Source organism: Thalassovita mangrovi (assembly GCF_009857745.1).
GTDB classification, from domain to species: Bacteria; Pseudomonadota; Alphaproteobacteria; order Rhodobacterales; family Rhodobacteraceae; genus Thalassobius; species Thalassobius mangrovi.
In genome coordinates, this window is sequence record NZ_WWEN01000007.1 from 156,109 (window position 1) to 181,846 (window position 25,738).

Here is a 25,738-nt window from a genome sequence, read left to right on the forward strand (position 1 = left end):
CATGGCCGGGCCGCAGCGCGATCACGGCGGGGGCATCGACGCGGCGGCGGCCCGTTTCGGCGGCGCACGCGAAGACTGGATCGACCTGTCCACCGGCATCAACCCGGTCCCCTATCCGGTCGGCAGCATCCCCGCGCAGGCCTGGAACGCCCTGCCCGACCACGCGGCACAGCAGGCGCTGACCGACGCGGCGCGCAGCTTCTGGCGGGTGCCCGACGGCGCCGCGATCCTGGCTGCGCCGGGGGCATCATCGCTGATCGCGCGCATCCCTGCCCTGCTGCCGCCCGGCACCGTCGATATTCCCGCGCCGACCTATAACGAACACGCCGCCGCCTTCGAGGCAGAGGGCTGGCAACTGTCCCATGAAGGCCCCGACGCCCGGGTCATCGTGCATCCCAACAACCCGACCGGTCACTGGTATGCCGACGAACCGGACGGATTCGACCTGAAGGTGATCGATGAAAGCTTCTGCGACGTCGCGCCGGACCGGTCGTGGATCGCGCAGGCCACCCGCCCGGGCACGGTGATCCTGAAAAGCTTCGGCAAGTTCTGGGGGCTGGCCGGGTTGCGGCTGGGTTTCGCCATCGGCGATCCCGCCCTGATCGACCGTCTGGCGCAGATGCTGGGCCCCTGGCCGGTGTCTGGCCCGGCGCTGACCATCGGCACCCGGGCGCTGACCGATCACGACTGGGCCATCGCAACCCGTACAAGGCTGAACGAAGACGCCGCCCGGCTCGACGCCTTGATGACCCGCGCAGGGGCGCGGCTTTCGGGGGGCACATCGCTGTTCCGGCTCTATGAGGTGGATGACGCCGCCCTGTGGCAGGACCGGCTGGCGCAGGCGCAGATCTGGACCCGCATCTTCCCCTATTCCGACACGCTGATCCGGCTCGGCCTGCCCGCCCCGGATCAGTGGCACCGGCTGGAGTCCGCACTGTGACCCTGGTGCTGGCGATGCTGCTCGATGCCGCTTTGGGCGAACCGAAATGGCTGTGGTCGCGGCTGCCGCACCCCGCCGTTTTGATGGGCCGCGCGGTCGGCTGGGCCGACGAACGGTTCAACAGCGGCGACCAACGCCGGGCAAACGGCATCCTGACCATGGCCGGGCTGGCCATCGGCGCGCTGCTGCTGGGCTGGGTCGTGTCGCTGTTCGGCCCGGCGGTTGAGATCGTCATCGCCGCCATCCTGTTTGCGCAACGTTCGCTGGTCGATCACGTCAAGGCGGTTGCCGACGCCCTGCGCCTGTCCGTGGGCGACGGGCGGATGAGCGTGGCGATGATCGTCGGGCGCGACACAAGCGACATGGACCGCCCCGCCGTCGCCCGTGCAGCCATCGAAAGCGCGGCGGAGAACTTTTCCGACGGCGTCATCGCGCCCATTTTCTGGTTCGCAATCCTCGGCCTGCCCGGGCTGCTGCTCTACAAGATCACCAACACCGCCGACAGCATGATCGGCTATCGCACCCCCCGGCACCAAAACTTCGGCTGGGCCGCCGCCCGCTTCGACGACCTGCTGAACCTGATCCCGGCCCGGCTGACCGCGCTGCTGATTGCAATCCCCCACGGCGTGCTGCGCGACTGGCCCGCCATCGTGCGCGACGCAAGGCGGCACCGGTCGCCCAATGCCGGCTGGCCCGAAGCGGCGATGGCCCGCGCCATCGGCGTGGCGCTGTCCGGACCGCGATCCTACGATGGTGAAATGCGCGACTTTCCCTTCGTCCATCCCGAGGGGCGCGATGATATCGGCCCCGACGATATCGACGCCGCAACCCGCGTGTTGTGGACCGGCTGGGGCATCGTGCTGGCGCTGGCGCTGGCCGCCGCGCTGTTGTGACGGTTGCAGCAGGGGGTGATCCTGCTAGGCTGCCCGCAATTCCTATCGGTTTCGAGGATTTCATGCGTTTTCACCTCCCCGCCCTTCTGCTCGCCTCCTTCCTGACCACCCCGGCCATCGCGCAGGTCCCCTGCGGCGGCAGCTTTTCCGGTTTCGTCGAAGGTCTGAAACAGGAAGCCATGGCCCAGGGCCATTCCCGCGCCACCGTCGACGGGTTCTTCGCCAGCGTCCGGCAGGATCAGAAAGTGCTGGCCGCCGACCGCCGACAGGGCGTTTTCACGCTGGATTTCACCACCTTTGCCCGGCGGCTGATCTCGAAAAACCGGATGGACCGGGGCCGCTCCAACGCGCAGAAATACGCCGCCACTTTCGACCGGATCGAACGCGAATTCGGCGTCTCGCCCGGGGTGCTTCTGGCCTTCTGGGCGTTCGAGACCGATTACGGCGCGGTGCAGGGCGATTTCAACACCGCCAACGCACTGGTGACCTTGTCGCATGACTGCCGCCGCCCGGAACTGTTCCGGCCGCAGGTTCTTGCCGCGATCACACTCTATGAACACGGCGATTTCGACCCGGCCCGCACCACCGGCGCCTGGGCCGGGGAAATCGGCATGGTGCAGATGCTGCCCAAGGACATCCTTGAAAACGGCGTCGACGGCGATGGCGACGGTCATGTGCTGCTGAAAAGCTCCGCCCCCGATGCTTTGATGTCGGGGGGCAAGATGCTGCAGCATCTTGGCTGGCGCGCGGGTGAACCCTGGCTGCAGGAAGTCCGGGTTCCGGCAACGATGGATTGGTCGCTGGCGGGGCTCGACACCGCGCTGCCGCTGTCGCAATGGCAGGCGATGGGGGTCGCGCCGCGGTCGGGCCAGTGGCTGGCGCCGGGGCTGCAGGGCAAGCTGATCCTGCCGCAGGGGCGCAAGGGCCCGGCCTTCATCGCCTATCCGAATTTCGACGTCTATTTCGAATGGAACCAAAGCTTCACCTATGTGCTGACCGCCGCCTATTTCGGCACCCGCCTGATGGGGGCGCCGGTATTCGACGCGGGCAATCCCGATCCGGCCCTCGGCACCGGGCAGATGAAGCAGCTGCAACAAAAGCTCGCCGCGCATGGGCATGACGTCGGCAAGATCGACGGCATCCTGGGCGCCGGCACCCGCGCCGCCGTGCGCGCCGAACAGCAACGGCTGGGCCTGCCCGCCGATGCCTGGCCCACCACTGAACTTCTGGGGAGATTGTGATGCAACTGAGTTCCGCCCAACTGGCCGCCGCGATGGATCACGTCCGCGCCGCCCCGCTTGACGATGCGCCCATCGACATGCTGTGCCGCCGCCCCGGATACGGGGAACGCGAATTCCTGCCCGCCCTAACCCTGACCGTCGCTGAAGGCATCCCCGGCGACCGCTGGACCACCGCGCCCTGGATGCGGCTGGCCGATGGCAGCCCCGATCCGCGCATCCAGGTGTCGATCCTGCCCAAGCGGGTGCTGGATGCGGTGTGGACTGACCGGGAAAATCAGGTGCATCCCGGCGATCCCATCGTGGCAGACCTGGAGTGTTCCTATGCCAACCTGCCGGTGGGCAGCCGGTTGCAGGCGGGCAGCGCGGTTCTGGAAGTGTCGGACGTGTTCAACGACGCCTGCATCAAATGGAAGGCGCGCTATGGCGCGGCGGCGAAGGATTGGATCACCGACCGCGAAAACGTGCATCTGCGGCTGCGCGGGCTGCTGTGCAAGGTGGTGCAGGACGGGGTGGTAACGCTGGAGGACCGGCTGAAGAAGCTCTGAAACACGGGACGGCGGGCGGGGCGATGTTGCCGTGAAGCGGCGACGAGCGGCGCATGCCTGTCACGCCACCATCTGTTCGGCCTTCTTCAGATCGACGCTGACCAGCTGGCTGACGCCCTGTTCCTGCATCGTCACGCCGAACAGCCGGTCCATCCGCGCCATCGTCACCGCGTGGTGGGTGATGATCAGGAAGCGGGTTTCGGTGCGGCGGCACATTTCGTCCAGCAGGTCGCAGAACCGGGTCACGTTGGCGTCGTCCAACGGCGCGTCGACTTCGTCGAGCACGCAGATCGGTGCCGGGTTGGCCAGGAACACGGCGAAAATCAGCGCCATCGCGGTCAGCGTCTGCTCGCCGCCCGAAAGAAGCGATAGGGTCGACAGTTTCTTGCCCGGCGGCTGGCACATGATTTCCAGCCCCGCGTCGAGCGGATCTTCGCTTTCCACCAGCACCAGGTTGGCCTCGCCGCCGCCGAACAGGTGCCGGAATAGCAGGGCGAAGTTGCTGTTGACCTGCTCGAAGGCGGTCAGCAGCCGTTCGCGGCCTTCCTTGTTCAGGCTGGCGATGCCAGACCGCAGCGCCTTGATCGCCTCTTCCAGGTCGGCCTTTTCGTCGACCAGGCTGCCGTGTTCCTCGCGCACTTCCTTGGCGTCTTCCTCGGCGCGCAGGTTGACCGCGCCAAGCGCGTCGCGCTGCCGCTTCAGCCGGTTCACATCGGCCTCGACCGCGTCGGCCTCGGGCATGGTGTCGGGATCGACGTCGAGCGATTCCAACAGCTTGTCGGGCATCGTCTGCTGATCTTCCTCGATCCGCTCCACCGCGTAGGCGACGGTTTCGCGCGCCGCATCGGCACGGGCTTCCGACCGGGCCCGCGCTTCGCGCGCCTCGCTGGCGGCGCGCTCGGCATCACGCTCGGCCTGTTCGGCGGCGCGCAGCTGGCTTTCGGCCTCGGCCAGCACGTCGCTGGCCTGCCGGCGGCGCTCCTCGGCCTCTTCGATCGCCTCGCCCAGTTCCTCGCGCTTGATGCGGATTTCCTCGGGCGCTTCGCTTGCCATGCGCAGCTCTTCCTCGGAATCGAACTTGCGCTCGGCCAGCTCGGCGCTGCGCTTCTCGGCGGTTTCCAGGCGGTGCTTCCAGCCGCTGATTTCCTTGGTCACCTCCTGGCTGCGGCGCAGGCGGGCCTCGCCTTCGCGGCGAATCTCGTCATGCGCGGACCGCTTGGTCATCATCGTCAGCCGCGCGGCTTCGACCGTCATCTTGACGTCCTCGACAGCCGCGCGGGCCTCGTCCAGGTCTTCCAGATCGGCCATGGCGCGTTCGGCTTCCAGCACGCGGGCGCGGGATTCGGTCGCCTCGTCCTCATGCCGCGTCACCGCCAGGCCCAGCGATTCCAGCTTGGATTCGGCCAGGTTGCGGTCGGCCTCGGCGCGCGACAGTTTGCGGCTGGCCTCGTTCACCAGACGGTCGGCATCGCGGCGCGCCTGACGCGCGGCCTGATCGGCGCGGGTCAGGTCGGCCAGACGCTGGGTCAGCGCCTCATGCGCCTGCCGCGCCGCATCCGCCCGGGTATTGGCGCGTTCGCTTTGCTGTTTCAGTTCTTCCAGACGGTTGAGCTGCTGCAGCCGCAACGCCGCCGCCGAGGGCGCGTCCTCGGCCCAGGCGCGGTAGCCGTCCCACCGCCACAGATCGCCCTCGACCGAGACCAGACGCTGACCGGGCTTCAGCAGCGGCTGCAACCGCGGCGCATCCTCGGAATCGATCAGCCCGATCTGCGCCATCCGGCGGGCCAGAACGTCGGGCACCGACACGTGGTTCGACAGCGCGGTGACCCCGGCGGGCAGCGCCTGCGTATCGTCGTAATCGGGCAGTTCGGTCCAGCCCGAAGGCCCGTCTTCGTCCACCTGCGGCGCGCGCAGGTCGTCGGCCAAGGCGGCGCCGAGCGCCTTTTCGAACCCCATTTCGACCTGCAGCCGGTCGAGGATCTGACCACCCTCGGCAGTGTCGCGTTCCAACAGCTTGGCCAGCGCCGTCACCTCGGCGCGCAAGGCGTTCAACTCGCCCTCGGCCTCGGAGCGTTCGGCGCGCACATCGGCTTCGCGTCCTTGCGTTTCGGCGCGGGCGGCTTCGGCGGCCATCAGGGTTTCCTCGGCGTTTTCCACCGTTTCCAGCGCCACCGCCTCTTCTTCCTGCGCTTCTTCGAACCGTTCCTCGGCCTCGGTCAGCGCCGATTGCGCCGAGGCCACCGCATCGCGGGCCTTGATCGCTTCGGCCTCGGAGCGTTCCAGCGTCTTGCGGTTGTCGTCCAGCAGGCGCTGCGCCGACTGGTGCCGGGCGGCCAGGCGCGCCACGTCCTCGGTCTGCTGCGACAGGTCGGCTTCGCGGTCCTGCAACACGCTGGCCGCTTCGCGCGCCGCGTCCGAGGCCGCTTCCAGCCGGTCGTCATGGCCTTCGCTGGCCTTCTTCAGTTCGCGCGCTTCCCATTCCAACCGTTCGATGGTTTCGCCCGCGTCGCGGTTCAGCCCCGCTTCGCGGTCGATATCCTTGGTTAGCTGCAGGATCCGGTTCTTCAGCGTCTCGATGGTCTGCAACGCCTGGGATTCCTGATCCTTCAGCGAATCCCGCTGCACTTCCAACCGCTGCAGGATGGCGGCGGCGATCGCTTCTTCCTCGCGCAGCGGCGGCAGCGCGTCGTCCCGGGTCTGCCGTTCCTTGGCCGCCTGACGGGCCGCCGCTTCGGCCTGCGCCGCGGCGGTGACGCGGGCGCGCAGTTCTTCCTCGGCCAGCAGGCGGGCCTCGTCGGCTTCGCGCCAGCGGCGGTACAGCAACATGCCCTCGGCCTTGCGCAGCTCCTCTCCGATGGCGCGGTAGCGCGCCGCCTGCCGTGCCTGCCGGTCCAGCTGCGCCAGCTGATTGGCCAGCTGATCGACCACGTCATCGACCCGCGCCAGGTTCTGTTCGGCGCCCTTCAGTTTCAGCTCGGCCTCATGGCGGCGCTGATAGAGACCGGAAATCCCCGCCGCTTCCTCCAGGATACGGCGGCGGTTCTTCGGCTTGGCGTTGATCAGTTCGGAAATCTGCCCCTGCCGCACCAGCGCCGGCGAATGCGCGCCGGTCGAGGCGTCGGCGAACAGCATCTGCACGTCGCGGGCGCGCACGTCCTTGGTGTTCACCTTATAGGCGCTGCCGACGTCGCGGGTGATGCGGCGGACGATTTCCAGCTGGTCGTCGTCGTTGAACCCGGCAGGGGCCAGGCGGTCGGAATTGTCGATGACCAGGCTGACCTCGGCGAAATTGCGCGCCGGGCGGGTCGAGGCGCCGGCGAAGATCACGTCCTCCATGCCGCCGCCGCGCATCGCCTTGGGGCGGTTTTCGCCCATCACCCAACGCAGCGCTTCCAGCAGGTTCGACTTGCCGCAGCCATTGGGACCGACCACGCCGGTCAGACCTTCCTTGATCAGAAGGTCCGTCGGATCGACGAAGCTTTTGAAGCCGGTGAGTCTGAGTCGGGTAAAGAGCAATGTCTGCCTATCCGCTGATTCCGAAGTGACCTCAATCCTGTGCCCCCGACGGGCGGCGAGTCAATCAAAACACCCTCTATCTGGCCCAAAGGCGGGAGTTATCCACAAAATATTGCGCATATCAGCCGATATAGGGACGGTGCTTTCGCCGTTTTCCGCCCCCGGAGCGCCCAAAACGAACTTGACCGGAGATCGGGAAACGGGCGAAATGGCCGCGTATGGTTCCCATTCACAGGTGCAAACCACCCGGGATGAAAAGGGAATGTGGAACGGGCGACCCAATCCGGGGCCCGCAGCCACAGCCGCCCCCGCGACTGTCAGCGGTGAGCGTTCGTCATAAAAACCACTGGGGCAAACCCGGGAAGGGGACGAACGTGAAGACCCGCCAGCCAGGAGACCTGCCATGCGTGACATAAACCCAAGCCGTCGGGGATGACGGAAGAGGAGACAGACCATGCATATTGAACCCGGAATCGTAGCCGGTGCGAAGCTTCTGTTGAGCTATGGCACCGCCGCCGCCGCTGGCACCTATGCCCTGAAACTGGGCTGGGAGGCGCTGAAGGAACGCGGGCTTGGATCGCTCGCCGCGCGCACCGGCCTTGCCACCGCGGCCGTTTTCACATTTTTCGAAGTCCTGCCGCATTACGCGGTCGGCGTGTCCGAGGTGCATTTGATCCTCGGTTCGACCCTGTTCCTGCTGTTCGGCGCGGCCCCGGCCGCTTTTGGCCTGGCGCTCGGGCTGCTGTTGCAGGGGCTGTTCTTCGCGCCCTTCGACCTGCCGCAATACGGCATGAACATGACCACGCTGCTGGTGCCGCTGTTCGCGCTGCAGATGCTGGCCAAGCGGATCATCGCCCCCGACACCGCCTATGTTGACCTGAAATATTCCCAGGCTCTGGCGCTTTCGACCGCCTATCAGGGCGGCGTGGTGGCCTGGGTCGGGTTCTGGGCCTTCTACGGCCAGGGCTTCGGCGCGGAAAACCTGGCCTCGGTCGGGACCTTCGGCGCGGCCTACATGCTGGTCGTGCTGATCGAACCGCTGGCCGACCTGGCCGTACTGGCTGGCGCCAAGTCGCTGCGCGGCCTGGCGGCCACCGGGCTGTTCACCCCGCGTCTGGTCAAGGCCGAAGCCTGATTTAACCCAGTTTAGGGTCACGACCCGATCCCATGGACGACCGGCCCCGCCGGTCGTCTTTTTCAGGTTTCAAGGAACGACAAAATGCCCGCAAAAATCCCTGCCACCGTGGTGACCGGTTTCCTCGGCGCCGGCAAGACCACCCTGATCCGCCACATGCTGGCCCATGCCGAGGGCAAGCGGATCGCCCTGATCATCAACGAATTCGGCGATCTTGGCGTCGATGGCGACATCCTGAAAGGCTGCGGCGACGAGACCTGCAGCGAAGACGATATCATGGAACTGTCCAACGGCTGCATCTGCTGCACCGTGGCCGAGGATTTCATCCCGACGCTGCAAAAGCTGCTGGACCGCGACCAGGCCCCCGATCACATCGTGATCGAAACCTCGGGCCTTGCCCTGCCGCAACCCTTGGTGCGCGCCTTCAACTGGCCGGAAATCAGCACAAGGGTGACCGTCGACGGCGTGGTCACCGTGGTCGACGGCAAGGCCGTGGTCGAAGGCCGCTTCGCCCATGACATCGCCGCGGTGGATGCGCAGCGGAAACTGGACGAAAACCTCGACCACGAAACGCCGCTGTCGGAACTGTTCCACGACCAGGTCAGCTGCGCCGACATGATCGTGGTGAACAAATCCGACCTGCTGAGCGAGGACGAGGCCGAGACGCTGACCAAGCGGCTGCGCGACGAAAGCCGCGACGGGGTGCAGGTGGTGAAATCCACCATGGGCGCCCTGCCGGTGGACGTGCTGCTGGGTCAGGGCGTGGGGGCCGAAAGTGACATGGACGACCGTCACGAAAATCACCATCATCACCATCATGATCATGACGATCATGACGAGGATCATGATCACGACCATCACCACCACGATCACGACGATTTCGAAAGCTTCGTGGTCACCCGCGCCGAAATCGCCGATCCCAAGGGATTTGCCGATCAGGTCGCCGCGATCATCCGCGACCACGACATCCTGCGGCTGAAGGGCTTTGCCGCCGTGCAGGGCAAACCGATGCGGCTGACGCTGCAGGCGGTGGGCCCACGCGTCGACACCTATTTCGATCAGCCCTTCGGCGCCAACCCGCGTGAAACCCGGCTGGTGGTGATCGGCCAATCGGGCCTCGACCGGGCCGCCATCGAAAAGGCGCTGCAGGCATGATCATCGTGGAACAGACCGACCCGCATGCGCCGCAGGCGACCGCGCTTCTGCAACAGTCCCACGCTCTGTTGCAGGAGCTGTTTCCCCCCGAGGACAATTTCTTCCTCTCGATCGACGATCTTTGCGCCCCGAACATCACCTTCTTCACCGCGCGCGAAGGCGGCGCGATGCTGGGCACCGGGGCGCTTGCCGTGAAGGATGGCTATGGCGAGGTCAAATCGATGTTCGTCACAGAAGCAGCCCGCGGCAAGGGGGTCGCCGCCGCCCTGATGCGCCAGATCGAGGACGAGGCGCGCGCCCGTAACCTGCCCTGGCTGAGGCTGGAAACCGGCGATGTTCTGCACACGGCGCACCGGCTGTACGAACGGCACGGCTTCAGCCGCTGCGGCCGGTTCGGCGATTACCCCGAGGCCGCCAGCAGCGTCTTCATGGAAAAGAAGCTGTGAGCTCAGCCCTTGTCGGTCTGTTCCGCCTTGCCCTCTGCTGCGGCCTTCTTCATCCGCTCCAGAAGCTTGGCCTTGTCGTTGCGGTCGGGACCGCCCGGGCGCTTGCTGTCGTCATGGCGCGGCTTGTTCTTGCCGTAGGTGGGTTTGACACCGCCCATCTTGCTGTAATCCATCGCTCGCCCCTTTCCATTGGCTGCGCGGCTATTGCCGCAACACGACACAGAATACAAGCAAAGGTCTTCTGATGCACCTTCTTGCCGCAACGCCCGGGTCGATCGACGACGGAAAGGAACCGGTCGATCTGGGCCAGACGCCCGCCGACCTGGTCTTCATCTCGGCCGCCGATACCGAACTGGCCGCGCTGTCTCAGGCACGCCGGGACATGGAAAACGCCCCGTCGCTGCGGCTGGCGAACCTGACCCATCTGCAACACCCGATGTCGGTCGACCTGCACCTGGACAATTGCGCCACGAAATCGCGCCTGGTGGTGGCGCGCATCCTGGGCGGCGCGGGATACTGGAAATACGGGTTCGAACAATATGCCGCCCGGCTGGCCGAGGTCGGCGTGCCCTTCATCGCCCTGCCCGGCGATGACAAGCCCGACGCCGATCTGCGCGCCCTGTCGACCGTCGCGGCGGAGGATTACGATGCCTTGTGGTCCTATCTGGTCGAAGGCGGGCCGGAAAACAGCGTCAACTTCCTCGCCTACTGCCAGTGGATGCTGGCGGGGCGCGTCGAGGGCCAAACGCCCGAGGCCGCCAAGCCGCTGCTGCGCGCGGGCGTCTACTGGCCCGGTGCGGGCGTGGCCGACTTGTCCGCGGCACAGGCGGCATGGGCTGACGGCGCGCCGGTGGTGCCGGTGATCTTCTACCGCGCGCTGGTGCAGGGGGCCGGCCTGAACCCGATCAACCGGCTGGTGAAATCGCTGCTTGGCCAGGGGCTGAACCCGCTGCCCGTCTTCGTCGCCTCGCTGAAGGATCCGGTGTCGGTCGCCACGCTGGAAACCCTGTTCACCACCGCGCCGCCTTGCGCGATCCTCAACGCCACCGCCTTCGCCGTGGGCAGCCCTCATGCGGGCGATCAGGCCGCCGCCAATCCGTTCACGATGCCCGCCGCAAATGACGCGCCGGTGCTCCAGATCGTGCTGGCCGGATCGACCGAGGAGGCCTGGGAGACGGGACTGAGCGGCCTGTCGGCCCGCGACATCACGATGAACGTGGCCCTGCCCGAGGTTGACGGAAGGGTGCTGGCCCGCGCGATCAGCTTCAAGGGCGAAGCCTATTTCGACGACGCCACCGAATGCCCGATTGCGACCTATCGCGCACAGGGCGACCGGATCGATTTCACCGCAAAGCTCGCCGCCAACTGGGCCCGGCTGCGCCATACGCCTGCGTCCGGCCGCAGGGTCGCGCTGGTGCTGGCGAACTACCCCAACAAGGACGGGCGGCTGGCCAATGGCGTCGGGCTCGATACGCCCGCCGCGACGTTGCATGTGCTGAACCTGCTGCGCGACAACGGTTACCGGGTCGAAAACGCCCCCGCAGACAGCGACGCGCTGATGCAGGCGATCATGGCGGGCCCGACCAACTGGCTGACCGACCGGGCCGAGCGGCGTGGCGGGGTCGAGATGAGCCTTGCCGATTACCAGATCGATTATGGCCAACTGCCGCAGGAATTGCGCGACGCGGTGGAAACACGCTGGGGCCCGCCCGAGGCCGATCCGTTCTTCACCCCGGGCGAGGTCGATTGCGGCCGCTTCAACCTGTCGATCCTGACCTACGGCAATGCCGTTGTCGGCATCCAGCCCGCGCGCGGTTACAACATCGACCCGACCGACACCTACCATTCCCCCGACCTGGTGCCGCCGCATAATTACCTGGCCTTCTATTTCTGGCTGCGCCACCAGTTCAGGGCCGACGCCATCGCCCATATGGGCAAGCACGGCAATCTGGAATGGCTGCCCGGCAAGGCGCTGGCGCTGGCGCAGACCTGCTGGCCCGAGGCGGTGTTCGGCCCCACCCCGCATATCTATCCCTTCATCGTCAACGATCCCGGCGAGGGCACCCAGGCCAAGCGCCGGGCGCAGGCGGTGATCGTCGATCACCTGACCCCGCCTTTGACCCGCGCCGAAACCTATGGCGACCTGAAGGACCTCGAAGCGCTGGTGGATGAATATTACGAAGCCGCCGGGGTCGACCCGCGCCGGATCGACCACCTGCGCCGGGAAATCCTGTCGCTCAGCGCCGCCACCGGTCTGGATCAGGATGTCGGCATGAAGGGCGAGGACGAGGAAACCGATCTGGCCCGCCTCGACTCCTACCTGTGCGAACTGAAGGAGGCGCAGATCAGGGACGGGCTGCATGTGTTCGGCCAATCGCCCGAGGGCCGGTTGCGGCGCGACCTCGCCATCGCGCTGGCGCGGGTGCCGCGCGGCGAAGGACGGGGCGAGGACGCCTCGCTGATCCGGGCGCTGGCGGATGATCTGGGGCTCGGCTTCGACCCGCTCGATTGCGATATGGCTGAAGCTTGGGACGGCCCCAAGCCGCAGGTCTTGCAAGAGCTCAGCAGCGATCCCTGGCGCAGCGCTGGCGACACGGTGGAGCGGCTGGAACTGCTGGCGATCCGTGCACTGGAAAGCGAAACGGCCCGGACAGGACCGGCGAGCGCCACCGTGTTGGATCATATCCGCGACCGTCTACTGCCCACCATCGACGCCTGCGGCTCCGATGAGGGGGCCGGTTTCCTGACCGCGCTCGATGGCCGCTTCCTCGTCCCCGGGCCGTCCGGCGCGCCGACGCGCGGGCGGCTCGACACCTTGCCGACGGGGCGTAATTTCTTCAGCGTCGACAGCCGCGCGGTGCCCACCCCCACCGCCTGGGCTCTGGGATGGAAATCGGCCAACCTGCTCATTGAAAAACACCTGCAAACCCACGGCGACTGGCCGCGCGCGATGCTGCTGACCGCCTGGGGCACCGCCAACATGCGCACCGGCGGCGATGACATCGCCCAAGCCCTGGCGCTGATGGGGGTGAAGCCGAAATGGGACAGCGCCAACCGCCGCGTCACCGGGTTCGACATCCTGCCCGCCGGGGTGCTGGGGCGGCCGCGCGTCGACGTCACCCTGCGCATTTCCGGCTTCTTCCGCGATGCCTTCCCACAGCTGATCGCGCTGGTGGACAGCGCCGCGCGGGCGGTGATGGCGCTGGATGAACCCGAAGATCAGAACCCCGCCGCCGCCAGGGCCCGGGCGGGCGAAGGACAGGCGCGCGTCTTCGGGTCGAAACCGGGGGCTTACGGCGCGGGGTTGCAGGCGCTGATCGATGAGAGGATCTGGAACGACAAATCCGACCTGGCCGAGGCCTATCTCGAATGGGGCGGCTATGCCTATGGCGCGGGGATCGAAGGCGCGCGCGACCGCGACGGGTTCGAACAACGGCTGAGCCAGGCCGAGGCCATCGTGCAGAACCAGGACAACCGCGAACACGACCTGCTGGACAGCGACGATTATTACCAGTTCGAAGGCGGCGCGGCGGCCGCGATCAGCACCCTGCAGGGGCAGGACCGGCCGATTTATCACAACGACCATTCCCGCCCCGAACGCCCCGTCATCCGCACGCTGGACGAAGAAATCGGCCGGGTGCTGCGATCCCGCGTGGTGAACCCGAAATGGATCGAGGGGGTGAAGCGGCACGGCTACAAGGGCGCGTTCGAAATCGCCGCAACGGTCGATTACCTGTTCGCCTTCGCCGCCACCACGGGTGCGGTGAAGAACCACCATTTCGATCTTGTCCATGCCGCGTTCCTGGAAGATGATGACACCTACGGTTTTATCGCAGACCACAATGCCCCCGCATTGCGTGAAATTGCCGAGCGGTTGCAGGAAGCGATCGACCGGGGGCTGTGGGTGCCGAAATCGAATTCGGCGCGGGCGGGGATCGAAAACATATTAAGGAACTGACGAAGATGAAGCGCATCCACCCGCCCTACGATTTCGACGCCATCTACGCGCTGCTGGTCAGAAGCTTCGCCTATATGGACGGCCGGATCGACCCGCCCAGTTCGCTGCACCGGATGAATGCCGCGACGCTGGAAGAGGAAGCCCGCGACAAGGAGCTTTGGGTGATCGAAGACGATGGCCGCCCCGTCGCCTGCATGATCCTGACGCCGAAACCCGACACGCTGTATCTGGGCAAGCTGGCGGTGGATGCGGATCAGCGCGGCCAAGGGCTGGCCCGGCAGATGATCGAACAGGCCGGGATACGAGCGCAGCAGCTGGGCCGGCCCAGCGTGACCCTGCAGGTACGGGTCGAGCTGATCGAAAACCAAGCCGCGTTCGGACGGATGGGTTTCGTCCAGACCGGCGCCTCGTCGCATGAAGGCTTCGACCGTCCGACCAACCTGACCTTCGTCAGGCTGGTCCGGCCCGACGCGGCCTGACGCTTGCCGTTCAAGGCCATGGCAAGACCTGCGGTGCAGCGCCCCCGCGCTTAAAAAACTGCCCTAAATCTGCTAGTGTTAGCCGCAGGACCGAGAAATCCGGCCTGCGACAACTCTGTCGTTGTATTCCGTATTTCGAATGTTACTTATATTCCAAGCTCAGAATATTTCTGGAGATTCGCCATGTCGACCCAAAGCAAACGCCCGGCGGACAATTATTCGCCCCTCTATTTCCTCGCCTCGCTCGGTGCGGGTGGTTTGGCCGTTACCTTTTTCATGTATCTGATGTTCTGGGTGCCTCATAAGGGCCGCCCGGTGCCGATCTTCGAAGACATCTCGGCCGCCTTCACCAGTGGCAGCACGCCGCTGAAAGCCTCGATCGTGATCGCCGTTCTGGGCATCGCCGTCTTCGCCTTCATGAACGTCAAATCGCTGATCTGGAACTTCTCGGCCCTGTCGGGATTCAAGAAGACCGACGCCTATAACGAGCTGCGCAATTCCAACGCCGAAACCACCCTGCTGGCGGCGCCGCTGGCCACCGCGATGACCATCAACGCGATGTTCGTCGTCGGCATGGTCTATGTGCCGGGCCTGTGGACCGTCGTCGAATACCTGTTCCCGATGGCCATCGTCGCCTTCCTGCTGGTCGGCATCTGGGCGCTGCGCACCATCGGCGATTTCCTCGGCCGGGTTCTGACCAAGGGCGGCGTGTTCGACGTGACCGCGCATAACTCCTTCGCGCAGCTGCTGCCCGCCTTCGCCCTGTCGATGGTCGGAGTCGGCCTCGCCGCGCCCGCCGCGATGAGCACCAACACCATCACCGTTGGCGTCGGGCTCATCCTGTCGACCTTCTTCGGCATCGCCGCGATCATCTATACCGTCGTCGCCGCGACCACCGCCTTCAACTCAATGCTGCATTACGGCACCGCGAAGGAAGCGGGCCCGACCCTGCTGGTGATCGTTCCCATCGTCACCATCCTGTCCATCCTGTTCATGCGTCAGGGCCACGGGCTGCATGTCAGCTTCGCAGCGCATAGCACCGCGGCCGACACCATGATGTTCCTGGCCCGGATGCTGACCGTCCAGGTGGTGTTCCTGCTGCTGGGCCTGCTGGTGCTGCGCCGTCAGGGCTATTTCAGCGACTTCGTGTTCGGGTCGAAAACCTCGCCCGGGTCCTATGCGCTGATCTGCCCCGGCGTCGCGCTGTCGGTGATGCTGCAGTTCTTCGTCAACAAGGGCCTGACCGAAGCCGGCCTGATCGATAAGTTCTCGGTCGCCTACTGGGTTGTGACCGCCGTCGCGATCGCCGCGCAATTCCTGATGATCGCCCTGGTGCTGCGGCTGAACCGCCAGCATTTCGGCAAAGCCGATGAATCCGTGGTTGTGCCTGCCGAATAATCCTCCCTTCCTTTCGGCAGACCAAGAAAGGGCGGCCAATTACAGGCCGCCCTTTCCTATTTCGGCCAAGGCAATTATCTGTTGTCGGGCCCATAGGACAGGAACACCCGGAAGATGAGCACCGACAGCGACCGTCACGCGATGAAAATGGCCAAGAAGAAGGCCGCCCGCGACAAGATCATGGCCACCAAGACCGACGAAAAGGGCCTGATCATCGTCCATACCGGCAAGGGCAAGGGCAAGAGCTCGGCCGCCTTCGGGATGATCTTCCGCTGCATCGCCCATGACATGAAATGCGCCGTGGTGCAGTTCATCAAGGGCGGCATGAGCACCGGCGAACGCGACCTGATACTGTCGAAGTTCAGCGACATCTGCGAATTCTACACGATGGGCGAAGGCTTTACCTGGGAAACCCAGGACCGCGACCGCGACGTGGAAATGGCGCAAGCGGCCTGGGAAAAGGCCAAGGAGCTGATCCGCGATCCGTCCAACAAGATGGTGCTGCTGGACGAAATCAATATCGCGCTGCGGTACGATTATATCGACATCAACGAGGTGGTGCGCTTCCTGAGCGAGGAAAAACCACCGATGACCCACGTGGTCCTGACCGGGCGCAACGCCAAGGACGAACTGATCGAAATCGCCGATCTGGTCACCGAGATGGAGCTGATCAAGCATCCGTTCCGGTCCGGGATCAAGGCGCAGATCGGCGTCGAATACTGACCCCCTGACGACAGGTCAATGCAGCACCGCCAAGCTTGCCTCGCAGGGGAAGCGGTCATATGATTTGACCAATTAACCTTTTGGATCCCGATGCCCTTTCAAAAAGTCCAACCCGAAAAGCTTTCCGACGCGGTGACCAAGCAGATCGAACTGCTGATCCTGCAGGGCATCTTGCGGCCCGGCGAACGGCTGCCTTCGGAACGCGAATTGTCCGAACGGCTTGGCGTGTCGCGCCCGTCGCTGCGCGAAGCGATTTCAGACCTGCAGGACCGCGGGCTGCTGACCTCGCGCGCGGGGTCGGGCATCTACGTCGCCGAGGTGCTGGGATCGGCGTTTTCGGACGCGTTGGTGAAACTCTTCGCCAGCCACGACGAAGCGGTGTTCGATTACATTTCCTTCCGCCGCGACATGGAAGGGCTGGCCGCCGAACGGGCGGCACGGCTGGGATCGGATACCGATCTGCGGGTGATCCAGACGATTTTCGACAAGATGGAAGCCGCCCATAAGAAGCGCAATCCCGAGGACGAGGCGCATCTCGACGCCGATTTTCACCTGTCGATCATCGAGGCCAGCCACAACGTCATCATGCTGCACATGATGCGCTCGATGTATCAGCTGCTGCGCGAAGGCGTGTTCTATAACCGCCAAGTCATGTTCAAGCAGCGCACCACGCGCGACACGCTGCTGGACCAGCACCGCGCCATCAACGACGCGCTGCAGGCCCGCGACCCCGAAGGCGCCCGCGCCGCGGTCGAGGCGCATCTGGATTACGTCCGTTCAAAGCTGTTCGACCAGAAGAGAAGCGAACGCAACGAAAAGATCGCGCTGCAGCGGTTCCAGCACGAACAGGCGCGTTAAGCCGACGAGGTCGACTTGCCGGCACGTTCTTCCAGCTCGGCGGCGAATTCGGCAAGCCGCACCTGGAAACGGGTCTGCATCTTGCCCCGGCCCAGTTTCATCGATTGCAGCAGCAGGCGCGACGGCAGGGTCGATGCCGACAGCTCGACCCGGATGGTGATCCGCGTGCGTTTGCGCGACAGGGCGACCAGTTCCACCTTCATCACCCCGTCGAGCCCCTTTTCACCACCGGTGAAGGTCATGCTGTTGGGCGCGTTGTATTCGGTCATGGTCAGACGGATGTTGCGCAGCTTGCCGCGCATCATGCCGGTGATGATCCAGGCCATGCCGCGGCCGACATCCTGCCGCCCGTCGACGCGCTGAACCTCGATCCCGCGGCGCAGTGCCGCGCGTTCGAAGAACCCGAAATCGGTCAGCAATTTGAATACCTGCTTGATCGGAGCGTCGATATCTTCCTTGCTCACAAATTCCATGTTTTCCCTGCCCAGTTTTTGCCGGTTTTCGCGTCCAGCGGTATTTTGTCTTAATCCACCCGATCTGCAAGCCAGTTCCGCAACAGAAATTGGGCAATTGCCCCCTGCCGGGCCGGTTTCAAGTCGGGATGCCCGCCGGAGAATGCCAGCATGATCTCTTCCCGCGTGAACCAGCGGGCGTGTTCGATTTCCTTGGGATCGATAGTGATCTCTTCGCTCAAAGCCAACCCCTTGCAGCCGATCATCAGCGAAGATGGAAACGGCCAGGGCTGGCTTGCCAGATAATTCACCTCGCCAACGCGGACGCCCGCCTCTTCCCAGACCTCGCGCCGCACCGCCGCTTCCACGGTTTCCCCTGGCTCCACGAAGCCCGCCAGCAGCGAATACATCCCCTCGGGCCAGCCATGCGACCGCCCCATCAGTACCGAATTGCCGCGGGTGATCAGCATGATCACCACCGGGTCGGTGCGCGGGAAGTGATGCGCGCCGCAGGCCGGGCAATCGCGTTGCCATCCGGCCATCGCCATCACGCTTTCCTGGCCGCATTGCGAACAGAACCGGTGGCTGCGATGCCAGCCGAACACCGCCCGCGCCGTCGCCGCCAATTCGGCGTCGCGCGGGCTGATCCGCGCCATCACCCCGCGCAGTTCCGCGAAAGCGTCGGCAGCTCCGAGACTGGGATGATGCTGTTCGCTGCGATCGAGGAAACTGTTCAGCGCCAGGTCGTCCAGCGCGTCCGGCGTCCAAGCCGAAATGTCATGGGCGAAGACCGGGCCATGATCTTCGCGGCCCAGGAAGATGGGGGCGACACGGGCTTCGCCCAGCACCGGATGATCCAGCGGCAGCCGGGTCAGCGCCGGGCGGCCCGCCTCGTCGCGCGTGATCAGCGGCTTGCCGCGCCACAGAACCACCGTCACCGCCTCGGGCGCCGCCATGGCCGCCGCGATCGCCTGTTCATCGCCGCGGATTTCCGCCGCGCGGTCCAGTGCCGAGCCCCCGAAAGTCACCGTTTCGGCGTGTTTCATTACCGCTTTCCCTTGTCGCGCTTCCGCCTTTTCGGCGGTTCAGTTGGCAGCCTCAGCCGATACCGTCTTATCGCGCTGCGCCCCCTTTTGGAAACATCTACATCCCCGAAAGGTGGCGTTATACCTTAGATTGACTTAATGTACTGATAAATTTATCATAAGATGTATACATTGCGCATATTCCGCATCGCTATTTCTCCGTACCGAGGTTCAAGGTGCACCAATACCGCCCATCCGGCAGCTTGCTGCTTCAGTCCGATGAAACGCAACTCAGGCTCCTGCAAACCACGGATGTGCATATGCATCTGCTGGCCTACGATTATTTCACCCAAAGCCCGAATCCGCAGACCGGCCTGTCGCGCACCGCGACCCTGATCAAGACCGCGCGGTCGGAAACCGCCAATGCGCTGCTGTTCGATACCGGCGATTTCCTGCAAGGAAATCTGCTGGGCGATCAGATCGCCTATCGCGACGACGGCGCGACCCGGCTGCACCCGGCCATCGCGGCGATGAACACGCTGCACTATGACGGCGCCACCCTGGGCAATCACGAATTCAGCTATGGGCTGGAATTCCTGCTCGACACCATCATCAGCGCCCGGTTTCCGCTGGTGCTGGCGAATGTCGCCCGCGAACTGGGGACATGGCCCAGCGACGACCGCACCATCCTGCATCCCTACCGCATCCTGGAACGGCAGCTGCGCGGCGCCTCCGGCGCCATCAGCACGATCCGGATCGGGCTGATCGGATTTTTGCCGCCGCAGACAGCAGTCTGGGACCGGCACTTCGTCGATGGCGAAGTGCATTTCCGCGACATCGTCGAAACCGCGCAGGATTACGTCCCCCGGATGAAGGCCGACGGCGCCGACCTGATCATCGCGCTGGCGCATTCGGGCATCGCCCTTGGCGACGAACGGCAGCAGCAGGAAAACGCGGTCATCCCGCTGTCGCGCATCGACGGGATCGACGTGATCCTGTGCGGCCACCAGCACCGGCTGTTCCCCGACAGCAGCTTCTTCGGCACGCCCGGGATCGACGTGACCAAGGGCACCATCAACGGCACCCCGGTGATGATGCCCGGGTTCTGGGGCAGCCACCTGGGCGTGATGGATCTGGTCCTGGCGCAGGACGCCGCCGGCAAATGGATCATGCGCCGCCACAAGACCGAACTGCGCCCGGTGGCGGGTTCCGCGCATCACAACGACCCGCGCAAGGCCGCCGCCGAGGCGCCGGAGGTCCTGAATGCGGTGCGCCACCATCACCAGGCGACGCTCGATCACATCCAAACCCCGGTGGGCGAGACGCGAAATCCGCTGCATTCCTTCTTCGCGCTGGTGGCCGACGACGCCTCGATCCAGCTGGTCGCCCGGGCCCAGGCAGATCACGTGGCGCGGGCGCTTGACGGCACCGCCCATGACGGTCTTCCGATCCTGTCGGCGGTGGCCCCGTTCAAGGCCGGCGGCCACGCCGGGCCGAACCACTACACCGATATTCCAGCCGGGCCCTTGACGCTGTGCAGCCTGGCCGATCTGTATCATTTCCCCAACGTGGTCTGCGCCGTGCGGCTGACCGGGCGGGACATCGTCGAATGGCTGGAACATTGCGCGTCGATGTTCCACCGCATCACCCCCGGGCTGCAGCGCCAGACCCTGAACGATCCACAATTCCCCAGCTACGATTTCGACCACATGGTCGGGCTGGAATATGAAATCGATCCGTCGCAACCCGCCCGCTATTCGCCCGAAGGGGTGCTGAACTGCGCCAACAGCCGCCGCATCAGCGCCGTCACATGGCAGGGCGCCCCCGTCGATCCGGATCAGGAATTCATCGTCGCCACCAACAGTTTCCGCGCCAGCGGCGGCGGCGGCATGGTGCAGGTCGCGCCCGAAGACATGGCGCTGAAACCCGACCTGCCGGTGCGCGACATCCTGGCCGATTACACCCGGCGCGAGGGCTGCATCGATATCGTCCCCGAACCGGTCTGGCGGTTCCGCCCGCTGGAAAACACCAGCGCCCGGTTCAAGACGTCGCCGCGCGCGATTGACCGGCTGCAGGACATCCCGCGCCGCAAGGTCAGCTATGAGCAGACCGACAATGACGGTTTCGCGCTGATCCGGCTGGAGTTCTGAGCGCGACCGAGCGCGCTTGCATTCCCGCCGCCGCAAACCTATATAGCCGGTCGAGAGGTTGGCGCGGGCAGGCGCCTCGCCAACCCGGTCAGATCCGGAAGGAAGCAGCCGTAACGAGCCCCGCTTGGGTCGTTGTCCAACCTCTCACCTTCCCCCACAGCTTCCGGGCAAAAACCGTCACTGGCGATATCCGCCCTTGTCCAGGCCCCGAAAACCGGCATTCTTGCGCGCCATGACAGTCAGCCCATGCAAACCGGAGCGCGCGTGACACAGACCTCGCTGAACGATCTGGGATGGTCCCCTTTCTTCGCCGATCAGCTCGACGCAGTCGGCGGCACGCCTGATCGCGTGATGCGGATCGCCGCCGTGCAGCGCAGCAAGGCCACCGGGCTGGGCCCGCGCGGCGCGGTGCGGCTGACCTATCCGCCGACGCTCAGCGCCGGGGATATCGCGGTGGGAGACTGGGTCGTGGTCGATCCCGAAACGGATGTGATCGAAACGATTCTCGACCGCAGCTCGAAACTCGCCCGCCGGGCGGCGGGGATCGAGGCCAAGACGCAACTGCTGGCGGCCAATATCGACACGCTGTTCATCACCACGTCCTGCAACGAGGATTTCAACCCGGCACGGATCGAACGCTATGTGGTGCTGGCGCTGGATGCCGGCGTGTCGCCGGTGCTGATCCTGACCAAGGCCGACAAGACCGAGGACGCGCAATCCTACCTGGCGCAAGCGCGCGAGATTTCCGGCAAGTTCGACGCGATCCTGCTGATCAACGCCAAGGACCCGGACCAGTCGGACCAGCTGCGGCGCTGGTGCGGAGCGGGCAAGACGGTTGCCTTCGTCGGCTCCTCCGGGGTCGGCAAATCGACCCTGATCAACGCGCTGACCGGATCGGATCAGGCCACCGCAGGCATCCGCGAAGACGATGCCAAGGGCCGCCACACCACCACCGCCCGGTCGCTGCATTTCGCCGAGGGCGGCGGCATGGTGATCGACATGCCGGGGATGCGCGAACTGGGGCTGCACGACGTCGCGGGCGGCATTGACGAATTGTTCGACGACATCACCGACCTCGCCACCCGCTGCAAGTTCCGCGACTGCGCCCATGTCAGCGAACCGGGCTGCGCGGTTCGGGCGGCGATCGAGGCCGGAGAGCTTTCCGAGGAACGGCTGGAACGCTGGCGCAAGCTGCGCGCCGAGGATCAGCTGAACACCGAAACCCTCGGCCAGACCCGCCGCCGCGCCCGCGAAATCACCCGCCAGCACAAGGCGCAACTGGCCGCCCAGCAGCGCTTCAAGGGCAAACCCCGCAAGAGCGGCAAATAGACCGGTTGCCCGCCCCGGCGCGGGGCGTCATTCTGCGCCAATCGCCGCCGCAAGAGGAGGACCGCGCCGATGCCCCGTTTCTTTACCATTTTCACCGTCCTGATCGCGTTTGTCGCCACCGCCGGGCAGGCCGAACCGATCATGCAGGTCACCACCATCGCGCCGGGCACCTATGCGCTGGTCGGCCCCACCGTGCAGCGGAACCCCGAAAACCTCGGCAACAATTCCACCCACGGGCTGATCGTCACCGACGAGGGCGCGGTGCTGATCGACGCGGGCGGCAGCTACAAGGGCGCGCAGGCGCTGGACGCGGTGATCAAGGGGATCACCGATCAGCCGGTGCGCTATGTGATCAATACCGGCGGCCAGGATCACCGCTGGATCGGCAACAGCTACTGGAAGGAACAGGGCGCGAGTATCGTCGCCTCGGCCGATGCGGTGGCCGATCAGCAGGACCGCGCCTCGATGCAGCAGACCATGCTGACCGCGCTGATCGGGGCCGAGGGGCTGGCGGGCACCACCCCCGCCTATGCCGATATCACCTTCGACGACAGCTATGACCTGACCCTGGGCGGCGTCACCCTGCAACTGACCCATCCCGGCCCGGCCCATACGCCGGGCGATACGTTCGTCTGGCACCCGGCGGCCGAAACCGTGTTCACCGGCGATATCGTCTTTGTCGGCCGTCTGCTGGGCGTGCTGGAATTTTCCAGCAGCGCCGGCTGGATCGAGGCCTTCGATGCGATGGCGGCGCTGAATCCGGCCCATGTGGTGCCCGGCCACGGCCCGGTCACCGACCTGGCCACCGCCACCCATGACACCCGCGATTACCTGGCCAACCTGCGCGAAAAGATCGGTGCGCATATCGAAGAGGGCGGCGATATCATCACCGCCGTCGATGTCGATCAATCCGCCTTTGCGGAGATGGACAATTTCGACACCCTGGCCAAGCGCAACGCGCAGGAAGTGTTCAGCCAGATGGAGTGGGAGTAACCGCCCAGTCCAGCTGCGCCTGGGTCTCCACCGCGCAACGCCGCGCCGCGCGCAGCCGCAACAGCGCCGGGCGCGGCGCCTCGCCCGCTTCGATCATCAGCCGCAGCGCCACCATGCCCGACCGGCCGCAGCCGCCCTTGCAATGCACCACCACCCGGCCGCCGCCACTCAGCGCCGCCCGCGCCGCGCGGCTGATCCCGGGCCAGAGATCCTCGAAAGCGCGGTCGGGCGTTCCGAAATCCACCACCGGCAGATGCGCCCAGCGGGCCCCCGATTCGATCAGGTCCGGGCCCAGCCGTTCCGCCCCTTCGGCGACCAGCTCGGCCTGCGACGCCAGCGTGATCACCAACGACGGGGCCCATTCGCGCAGAAGCTCCAGGTCGTCGGCATAACCGCCGCCCCGCCCCGGCATCGGGCAGAGCGCCAGAATCCCATCGCCGACCGTCAGCGCGTTCAGCACCAGATCTGACATCGCCCGGACCTTTCCAGCAAATTCCCCATCGAAACCCTGTCTGAAATAATCTGTCGTTCACTATCGGCACAGCTTAGCCCCGGTTGCCCCTCCTGCACATGAAAAATGCACCCTGCCCCCTGCAGCTTCTTCTTGGCCCAAATACTCCGGGGTGAATGCGCGCTTCACGCGCGCAGAGGGGCAGCGCCCCTCCCTTCCCGCACCTATCCGGTGGACGCAGCGCGCCGCAGGTCTTACCTTGGCCGGGTATTCGAATCCGAAGGCAGATCATGAGCGACACACCGACCCAGGGCTATCAGGTCCTGGCACGCAAATACCGTCCTGAAACCTTTGCCGACCTGGTCGGGCAGGAAGCGATGGTGCGCACGCTCCGCAACGCGTTCGAAGCCAACCGCATCGCCCAGGCCTTCATCATGACCGGCATCCGCGGCACCGGCAAAACCACCACCGCGCGGATCATCGCCAAGGGGATGAACTGCATCGGGCCGGACGGCAATGGCGGGCCGACGATCGAACCCTGCGGAGTCTGCGAACATTGCCGCGCGATCATGGAAGGCCGCCATGTCGACGTGATGGAAATGGACGCCGCGTCGCGCACCGGCGTGAACGACATCCGCGAAATCATCGAAAGCGTGCATTACCGGGCTGCGTCCGCCCGCTACAAGATCTACATCATCGACGAGGTTCACATGCTGTCGACCAGCGCGTTCAACGCGCTCTTGAAGACGCTGGAAGAACCGCCCGCCCATGTGAAATTCATCTTCGCCACCACCGAGATCCGCAAGGTGCCGGTGACGGTGCTGTCGCGCTGCCAGCGCTTCGACCTGCGCCGGATCGAACCCGAGGTGATGATCGGCATGCTGCGCCGGATCGCCACCGCCGAGGAGGCGAAGATCAGCGACGACGCGCTGGCGCTGATCACCCGGGCCGCCGAAGGATCGGCGCGCGACGCCACCTCTCTGCTGGACCAGGCGATCAGCCACGGCGCCGGCGAAACCTCCGCCGATCAGGTCCGCGCCATGCTGGGGCTGGCCGACCGGGGCCGGGTGCTGGACCTCTACGACCTGATCATGAAGGGCGACGCGGGCGGCGCGCTGGCCGAAATCGGGGGGCAATATGCCGACGGGGCCGACCCGATGGCAGTGCTGCGCGACCTAGCCGAGGTGACGCATTGGATTTCGGTGGTCAAGATCACCCCCGAAGCGGTGGACGACCCCACCGTCAGCCCCGATGAACGCGCCCGCGGTCAGGCCATGGCCGAGGCGCTGCCGATGCGGGTGATGACCCGGATGTGGCAGATGCTGCTGAAGGCGCTGGACGAAGTCGCCAGCGCCCCCAACGCGATGATGGCCGCCGAGATGGCGATCATCCGCCTGACCCATGTGGCCGACCTGCCCAGCCCCGAAGAACTGGTGCGCAAGCTGCAGGACATGCCGGTGCCCCCCGCCGGGCCGGGCGGCGGCATGCCGGTACAGGGCATGGGGACCGCCCCGGCGGGCGGCGGCGCAATGGCCTATTCCTCGACCCCGGCGGGCGGGATGCCACCGCAGGGCGGCCCGCGCATGGCGCTGGCGGTGGATGCCGACCAGGCGCTGGCGCGCTATCCCAGTTTTGAACACGTGGTCGAACTGATCCGCCACCACCGCGACATGCAACTGCTGGTAAATGTGGAAACCGGGTTGCGGCTGGCCGCCTATCAGCCCGGCCGGATCGAATTCGAACCCACAGCAAACGCCCCGCGCGACCTGGCACAACGGCTGGGAAGCGCCTTGCAGCGCTGGACCGGCAACCGCTGGGCGGTCACCGTGGTCAACGAAGGCGGCGGCGAAACCATCGACGAGAAGCGCAACGCCAAGGAAAACGCCCTGCGCGCCGAAGCCGAGGCCCACCCGATGGTGCAGGCGGTGCTGACGGCCTTCCCCAAGGCGAAGATCACCAAGATCCGCACCCAGGAAGAGCTCGCCGCCAAGGCGCAGGCCGACGCGCTGCAGGAGGTCGAGGACGAATGGGACCCGTTCGAAGAAGAATGA

The 25,738-nt window shown here is 65.6% G+C and carries 21 protein-coding genes, 1 other RNA gene and 1 riboswitch; of the genes, 17 read left to right on the top strand and 5 right to left on the bottom strand.

Annotated elements, in window-relative coordinates; genetic code table 11:
* Position 1: 1 nt before the first annotated feature.
* The 4 genes from GR167_RS15810 (at position 2) to GR167_RS15825 (ending at position 3,619) form a co-directional block, all read left to right on the top strand.
* Positions 2–940: a threonine-phosphate decarboxylase gene (locus tag GR167_RS15810; protein ID WP_160974687.1), complete on the top strand. Its 939-nt coding sequence runs from the start codon at positions 2–4 to the stop codon at positions 938–940.
* Positions 937–1,833: an adenosylcobinamide-phosphate synthase CbiB gene (gene cbiB / locus GR167_RS15815; protein ID WP_160974688.1), complete on the top strand. Its 897-nt coding sequence runs from the start codon at positions 937–939 to the stop codon at positions 1,831–1,833. Before GR167_RS15810 ends, cbiB begins: the two co-directional genes overlap by 4 nt.
* Before the next feature lie 62 nt (positions 1,834–1,895).
* Entirely contained in the window at positions 1,896–3,074 is a 1,179-nt protein-coding gene (locus GR167_RS15820) for a lytic murein transglycosylase (RefSeq protein ID WP_160974689.1), read from the top strand.
* Positions 3,074–3,619, top strand: a complete 546-nt coding sequence (locus GR167_RS15825; protein ID WP_160974690.1) for an MOSC domain-containing protein — start codon at positions 3,074–3,076, stop codon at positions 3,617–3,619. The genes GR167_RS15820 and GR167_RS15825 overlap by 1 nt, the downstream gene beginning before the upstream one ends.
* A 60-nt stretch (positions 3,620–3,679) precedes the next feature.
* Here the strand turns inward: GR167_RS15825 and smc are convergent, their stop codons facing one another.
* Complete coding sequence (gene smc, locus GR167_RS15830; RefSeq protein WP_160974691.1) at positions 3,680–7,135, bottom strand: chromosome segregation protein SMC; 3,456 nt, start codon at positions 7,133–7,135, stop codon at positions 3,680–3,682.
* Positions 7,136–7,337: 202 nt separating this feature from the next.
* Positions 7,338–7,555, top strand: a riboswitch (cobalamin riboswitch).
* Between the two features lie 34 nt (positions 7,556–7,589).
* On the opposite strand from smc, the gene GR167_RS15835 reads away from it, so the two are divergent.
* The 3 genes from GR167_RS15835 to GR167_RS15845 all read left to right on the top strand — a co-directional run bounded on the left by GR167_RS15835 (position 7,590) and on the right by GR167_RS15845 (position 9,871).
* Entirely contained in the window at positions 7,590–8,270 is a 681-nt protein-coding gene (locus GR167_RS15835) for an energy-coupling factor ABC transporter permease (RefSeq protein WP_160974692.1), read from the top strand.
* Positions 8,271–8,354: 84 nt separating this feature from the next.
* Complete coding sequence (gene cobW / locus GR167_RS15840; RefSeq protein ID WP_160974693.1) at positions 8,355–9,425, top strand: cobalamin biosynthesis protein CobW; 1,071 nt, start codon at positions 8,355–8,357, stop codon at positions 9,423–9,425.
* A complete protein-coding gene (locus GR167_RS15845; protein WP_160974694.1) occupies positions 9,422–9,871 on the top strand; it encodes a GNAT family N-acetyltransferase in 450 nt (149 codons plus the stop codon). Before cobW ends, GR167_RS15845 begins: the two co-directional genes overlap by 4 nt.
* Before the next feature lie 2 nt (positions 9,872–9,873).
* Here GR167_RS15845 and GR167_RS20175 read toward each other — a convergent pair whose 3' ends face one another.
* Complete coding sequence (locus GR167_RS20175) at positions 9,874–10,044, bottom strand: hypothetical protein (RefSeq protein WP_212770000.1); 171 nt, start codon at positions 10,042–10,044, stop codon at positions 9,874–9,876.
* Positions 10,045–10,115: 71 nt separating this feature from the next.
* Between GR167_RS20175 and cobN the strand changes: the two genes are divergently transcribed.
* The 5 genes from cobN (at position 10,116) to GR167_RS15870 (ending at position 17,287) form a co-directional block, all read left to right on the top strand.
* Entirely contained in the window at positions 10,116–13,829 is a 3,714-nt protein-coding gene (gene cobN / locus GR167_RS15850) for a cobaltochelatase subunit CobN (RefSeq protein WP_160974695.1), read from the top strand.
* Positions 13,830–13,834: 5 nt separating this feature from the next.
* Positions 13,835–14,308: a GNAT family N-acetyltransferase gene (locus tag GR167_RS15855; protein ID WP_160974696.1), complete on the top strand. Its 474-nt coding sequence runs from the start codon at positions 13,835–13,837 to the stop codon at positions 14,306–14,308.
* 183 nt (positions 14,309–14,491) lie between these two features.
* Positions 14,492–15,706, top strand: a complete 1,215-nt coding sequence (locus tag GR167_RS15860) for a TsoY family (seleno)protein (protein ID WP_160974697.1) — start codon at positions 14,492–14,494, stop codon at positions 15,704–15,706.
* 114 nt (positions 15,707–15,820) lie between these two features.
* Complete coding sequence (gene cobO / locus GR167_RS15865) at positions 15,821–16,429, top strand: cob(I)yrinic acid a,c-diamide adenosyltransferase (protein WP_160974698.1); 609 nt, start codon at positions 15,821–15,823, stop codon at positions 16,427–16,429.
* A gap of 90 nt (positions 16,430–16,519) precedes the next feature.
* The gene (locus GR167_RS15870) at positions 16,520–17,287 is read left to right on the top strand and encodes a FadR/GntR family transcriptional regulator (RefSeq protein ID WP_160974699.1); all 768 of its coding nucleotides are present in this window, start codon (positions 16,520–16,522) and stop codon (positions 17,285–17,287) included.
* Here GR167_RS15870 and GR167_RS15875 read toward each other — a convergent pair.
* Both GR167_RS15875 and nudC read right to left on the bottom strand, forming a co-directional pair.
* The gene (locus GR167_RS15875; RefSeq protein ID WP_160974700.1) at positions 17,284–17,760 is read right to left on the bottom strand and encodes an SRPBCC family protein; all 477 of its coding nucleotides are present in this window, start codon (positions 17,758–17,760) and stop codon (positions 17,284–17,286) included. The genes GR167_RS15870 and GR167_RS15875 overlap by 4 nt on opposite strands.
* Positions 17,761–17,810: 50 nt before the next feature.
* The gene (gene nudC, locus GR167_RS15880; RefSeq protein WP_160974701.1) at positions 17,811–18,785 is read right to left on the bottom strand and encodes an NAD(+) diphosphatase; all 975 of its coding nucleotides are present in this window, start codon (positions 18,783–18,785) and stop codon (positions 17,811–17,813) included.
* A gap of 215 nt (positions 18,786–19,000) precedes the next feature.
* Here nudC and GR167_RS15885 point away from each other — a divergent pair, with 215 nt between their 5' ends.
* The 4 genes from GR167_RS15885 to GR167_RS15900 all read left to right on the top strand — a co-directional run bounded on the left by GR167_RS15885 (position 19,001) and on the right by GR167_RS15900 (position 23,236).
* Entirely contained in the window at positions 19,001–20,914 is a 1,914-nt protein-coding gene (locus tag GR167_RS15885; RefSeq protein ID WP_370741329.1) for a bifunctional 2',3'-cyclic-nucleotide 2'-phosphodiesterase/3'-nucleotidase, read from the top strand.
* Between the two features lie 51 nt (positions 20,915–20,965).
* An RNA gene (gene ffs / locus GR167_RS15890) (signal recognition particle sRNA small type) lies at positions 20,966–21,064 on the top strand.
* 114 nt (positions 21,065–21,178) lie between these two features.
* Positions 21,179–22,243 (top strand): ribosome small subunit-dependent GTPase A, encoded by a 1,065-nt coding sequence (gene rsgA / locus GR167_RS15895; RefSeq protein WP_370741330.1) that lies wholly within the window; start codon positions 21,179–21,181, stop codon positions 22,241–22,243.
* 69 nt (positions 22,244–22,312) lie between these two features.
* Positions 22,313–23,236, top strand: coding sequence for an MBL fold metallo-hydrolase (locus tag GR167_RS15900; protein WP_160974704.1), 924 nt, complete (start codon positions 22,313–22,315; stop codon positions 23,234–23,236).
* Here the strand turns inward: GR167_RS15900 and GR167_RS15905 are convergent.
* Positions 23,214–23,708, bottom strand: a complete 495-nt coding sequence (locus GR167_RS15905) for a phosphatase domain-containing putative toxin (RefSeq protein ID WP_160974705.1) — start codon at positions 23,706–23,708, stop codon at positions 23,214–23,216. The two genes, GR167_RS15900 and GR167_RS15905, sit on opposite strands and share 23 nt — an antisense overlap.
* 269 nt (positions 23,709–23,977) lie before the next feature.
* Between GR167_RS15905 and GR167_RS15910 the strand changes: the two genes are divergently transcribed.
* Positions 23,978–25,738, top strand: coding sequence for a DNA polymerase III subunit gamma/tau (locus GR167_RS15910; protein WP_160974706.1), 1,761 nt, complete (start codon positions 23,978–23,980; stop codon positions 25,736–25,738).